Raw genomic sequence first — 4,536 nt, forward strand, 5'->3', positions numbered from 1 at the left:
CGCGGCCGTCGCGCCCGTGATCACGATCGTCGGCACCAGCGGCTCGGTGAACAGCGGCTGCGAGAAGTCCAGGTCCAGGCTCGCGCTCACGACGGCGATCGCGGGCGCGGGCGACTGGCCGAGCGCCGCCCGCCGCTCGGCGAACGCCTCCCGGGCGCGCGCCGGGCGGTAGCCCTCGCGGCGCACGGTCTCCGCGCCCACGACGACGGCGTCGGCGAGCCCGCGCAGCACCCCGAAGATCCGCATGTCGGCGTCGGAGGACAGGGGCTTCGACCGGCCGTCGTGATGGGCCGCCCCGTCCAGCGAGGACACCATGTTGGCCCGCAGACAGGCGCCGGAGGGGCCGTGCGGCGGCTCCGGGTACGCATAGGCGTCGGCCAGTTCACCAAGGGCCCATTCGCGGTCCTCGGCGGACGTTTCGTCGGAAATGCCCGCAGGCGTCGCGCCGGACGTTCCGACAGGCGTTCCGACAGGCGTTTCAGCAGGCGTCGCGGCAGACGTTTCAGCGGGTGTTTCGGCAGGCGCGGGGACAGGCACGGGGAACAGGCGTCGCATAGGCCGCAGTGTGACATGCCTCCCTCTCGGACAGTGGTCGGGTGAAGAGCGACTACCCTGGACATCCGTGTCTGCACCAACCACCGCATCCGGCTCGGCAGGCCGCATAGCCGCCGAAGCCCCCGCAGCCCTCACCGCCCGTGCGCCGCAGGTTCCGGCGGAGCGTCTGGTCGCCGAGATGGTGCCGCCGCCCCGCTTCGCCACCGTGAGCTTCGACAACTACATCACCGACCCCGGCCAGCCCAGCCAGGCCGAGGCGGTCGAGGCGCTGAGAGCCTTCGCCGCACGGCTCGGCGGCGACGCGGACGCGAAGGGCGGGCGCCGCAGGCACTGGTTCCGCCGCGAAGCCAAGCCCGCCGCGAGCGGCGGCCCGCGCGGGATGTACCTCGACGGCGGCTACGGCGTCGGCAAGACCCATCTGCTGGCCTCCCTGTGGCACGCCACCCCGGCCGCCCCCGAGCTGAAGGCGTTCGGCACCTTTGTGGAGCTGACGAACCTGGTCGGCGCGCTCGGCTTCCAGCAGACCGTGAAGACCCTCAGCGGTCACCGGCTGCTGTGCATCGACGAGTTCGAGCTGGACGACCCGGGCGACACCGTCCTGGTCTCCACGCTGCTGGGCAAGCTGGTCGAGGCGGGCGTGGCGCTCGCCGCGACGTCCAACACGCTGCCCGGCAAGCTGGGCGAGGGCCGGTTCGCCGCGGCCGACTTCCTGCGCGAGATACAGGGGCTGTCCGCCCGCTTCCGTACGCTGCGCATCGACGGCGAGGACTACCGCCACCGCGGTCTGCCCGCGGCCCCGCCCCCGCACTCCGACGAGACGGTCACCCGGGCCGCGCACCGCGTCCCCGGCGCCTCCCTGGACGACTTCCCCGCCCTGCTGGACCACCTCTCCCAGGTGCACCCGAGCCGCTACGGCGCGATGTGCGACGGCATCCAGGCCGTCTGCCTGACCGGGGTCGCTCCGGTGCCCGACCAGTCGACCGCGCTGCGGCTGGTGGTGCTGGCGGACCGGCTCTACGACCGCGAGGTGCCGGTGCTGGCCTCCGGGGTGCCGTTCGACCAGCTCTTCAGCGAGGAGATGCTGAGCGGCGGCTACCGGAAGAAGTACTTCCGGGCGATATCCCGGCTCACTGCCCTCGCCCGCGACGCGAAGGGGTTGGCCGACGCGTCCGACGAGCGCTGATCGGATGGTTCCCGCGCATCGCTGATCGAATGGTTCCCGCGCGCTCGCGCGCGTGATACACACATCCGGTCATCTTCTCTGTCCGCCAGCAGGGAGTTACCGCATGTCAGCGACACGACGTCAGCTTCTCGGCCGCACCGGCGCGCTGGGGGCCTCCATCGCCTCGATCGCCTTCACCGGCAGCGTCTCCGAGCTCTTCGCCGGAACCGCCGCGGCCGCCGAACCGGATTCCCCACCACTCGGCCGGGACGGCTACGGCCCCCTGGTCCCCGCCCCCGACGGACTGCTCGACCTCCCGGAGGGATTCCGCTACCGGGTGCTCTCGCGCGAGGGCGACGAACTCCGCTCCGGCGAGGGCAAGGTCCCCAGCCACTGCGACGGCATGGCCGCCTTCCCGGGCCGCGCCGGCGGCCACCGCGGCCGTACGCATCTGGTCCGCAACCATGAGAACCGTCCGGACGCCGCGATCCGCGTCCCGGCCGTGAACGGCCTCACCTACGACCCGATGGGCCTGGGCGGCTGCACCGCCCTGGAGCTCGACTCCGGCAACCATGTGCTGTCCGAGCGGGTGGCCATCGCGGGCACCGCGGTCAACTGCGCGGGCGGCCCCACCCCCTGGCACACCTGGCTGACCTGCGAGGAAACCGAGGACCTGGCCGGTACGAACGGCTACACCAAGGACCACGGCTTCATCTTCGAGGTCGACCCCTACGATCCGCGCCGCACCGGCGCCGTACCCCTCACCGCCATGGGCCGCTTCCAGCACGAGGCCATCGCGGTCGATCCGCGCAGCGGTGTCGTCTACGAGACCGAGGACGCCTTCGAGAAGCCCTTCGGGCTCTTCTACCGCTTCCGGCCGAAGAAACCGCTCGGCGGCATCGGCTCGCTGCGCGCGGGCGGGGAGCTGCAGGCGCTGCGGGTGCCGGGGGTGCCCGATCTGTCCACCATCCAGGAGCCGGGCACCACCTTCGACCGCGTCGAGTGGGTGGACGTCCCCGACCCGCTCGCCCGCCAAACCCCCATCCGCTTCCAGGACTTCGGCCCCGGAGGCATCACCCACGCCCAGAAGCTGGAGGGGTGCTACTGGGGCGGTACGTCGGTCTACTTCGTCTCCAGCTTCGCCAAGAGCGCGGACGGCTCGGCGGCCGACCACTTCGGCCAGATCTGGCGCTACGACCCCGACCGGAGGCGCCTCACGCTGGTGATCGTCTTCGGTCCCGAGACGGATGTCCAGCTCCCCGGCGAGTCCCCCGACAACATCACGCTCGCACCCAGCGGCGGCCTGATGGTGTGCGAGGACGGCAACGGCGCGCAGCATGTCTTCGGGGTGACCCGGCGCGGCGAGGTCTACGCGATGGCCCGGGGGCGCCAGAACATTGGCACACCGGACGAGCCGGAGTGGGGTGAGTTCGCGGGCGTCACCTTCGCGCCGGACCGCCGCACGATGTACGTGAACTGCTACACCCCGGGCACGACGTTCGCCGTGACGGGGCCCTGGCGCCAGCACTGAGCGGTCCGCAGGAAGTGCCCCGACCTGCCGTCGATCGTCTGCGACACCGTCGTGGCCGGTCCCACGCGGCGGAGCCGCATAGCGACACAGCCGCGGCGGAGCCGCACACCGACACAGCCCCGCGCCACTTCGGGGCGCGTCCGAACCGCGGCCGACCTCCGCCGATCCGCTTAGCGCCTGTCCGGCGGAGTGCCCGTCCGGCGGAGCTTCGTGGCGCTGCGTGGCGGCCCGCGAAGCTCGGCCGGGACAGGGTCGAGCGGCCCGTACGGTCCCGGCGGGGGCAGACGATGCGTGATCCCGGCCGGGGCCCGATACGCGGTCCCGACTGGGGCAGGCGGTGCACGGACCCGGCCGAGGCAAGCGGTGCACGGTCCCGACTGAGGCAGGCGGCGCGCCGGCCCCGCCGGGCCACCCGGTGGCGGCCCCGGCAGGGGTACCCGGTTCGCGGCCGCTAGCCGGAGCAGGCGGTGCGCTGGGCCTCCTGCCATTCGCAGACGGGGCAGAGCGTCGCTCCGGGGCGCGCGGCGGGGTACTCGGTGGGCTCGCCGCACTGCACGCAGTCGGCGTACGGCGGGCCCTCGGGAAGGTCCGTACGGTCGTCCATGACCCGAACCCTACGACCGGCGGGAGCTCAGCGCGCAGGCCAGCGTGGTCGCCCCGGCGGCGGCCGCGCCGGTCAGGGCCAGGGGCAGCAGGGGCATCGGCACGGTGCCGCTGTGCGAGCCGTCGACCAGCTCCGACACGGCGGCGTTCGCGGGCGAGGCACCGGCCACCGACACCAGCAGCGCGGCGAGCAGCGTGGCCGGGATGGCCCAGCCGGGGCGGCGCAGCAGCGGCCGGTTGCACAGCGCGCCGACGGCCGTGCCGAGCAACGCGCAGGCTACCGCGGTGAGCAGCCCGGAGACGGTCGCCTCGGGTACGGGGATCTCGTGCAGGTGATCCGCGGTGTACGGATCGCTGACCGCCGCGACGAACAGCGTCCCGGCGGTGCCGAGCACCAGCGCCGCGCCCAGCGCGGTCAGCACCGAGGCGAGGTGCACCCGGCCGGGCCCCACCGCCGCCGAGGCGCAGTCGCGGGCCGCGGCGGGCTCCTGGGTGACGCACACCCGCACCAGCCAGGCGGCGACGGGCAGCAGCGCGGCGGCGGCGTAGCCGAGCGAGTCGAGGATCGGCTGCCCGCTCTGCACCCCGATCCCCAGGAACGCGCCGTAGAGCAGCAGCGGCGGCAGCCAGCGGTGCGAGCGGGCCAGCAGGGCCGTCTGATAGCGCAGCAGCGCGGTCATGCCGT

Annotated in this window: 5 protein-coding genes; 2 read left to right on the plus strand and 3 right to left on the minus strand. The window is 73.5% G+C overall.

The window, feature by feature from the left end; genetic code table 11:
- A partial coding sequence (locus tag GWI24_RS40815) for a dihydrofolate reductase family protein (protein ID WP_210951074.1) occupies positions 1-555 on the minus strand: 555 nt, incomplete at its 3' end.
- A gap of 67 nt (positions 556-622) precedes the next feature.
- On the opposite strand from GWI24_RS40815, the gene zapE reads away from it, so the two are divergent.
- Complete coding sequence (gene zapE / locus GWI24_RS40820) at positions 623-1,738, plus strand: cell division protein ZapE (protein WP_210951075.1); 1,116 nt, start codon at positions 623-625, stop codon at positions 1,736-1,738.
- A gap of 103 nt (positions 1,739-1,841) precedes the next feature.
- The gene (locus tag GWI24_RS40825) at positions 1,842-3,248 is read left to right on the plus strand and encodes an alkaline phosphatase PhoX (RefSeq protein WP_210951076.1); all 1,407 of its coding nucleotides are present in this window, start codon (positions 1,842-1,844) and stop codon (positions 3,246-3,248) included.
- A gap of 451 nt (positions 3,249-3,699) precedes the next feature.
- Here GWI24_RS40825 and GWI24_RS40830 read toward each other — a convergent pair whose 3' ends face one another.
- Entirely contained in the window at positions 3,700-3,852 is a 153-nt protein-coding gene (locus GWI24_RS40830) for a hypothetical protein (protein ID WP_167442760.1), read from the minus strand.
- Positions 3,853-3,862: 10 nt separating this feature from the next.
- Positions 3,863-4,531 (minus strand): ABC transporter, encoded by a 669-nt coding sequence (locus GWI24_RS40835; protein WP_210951077.1) that lies wholly within the window; start codon positions 4,529-4,531, stop codon positions 3,863-3,865.
- Positions 4,532-4,536: the final 5 nt, after the last annotated feature.

Origin of the sequence: Streptomyces sp. MK37H, from assembly GCF_018035285.1 — a bacterium.
Classification (GTDB): Bacteria; Actinomycetota; Actinomycetes; order Streptomycetales; family Streptomycetaceae; genus Streptomyces; species Streptomyces endocoffeicus.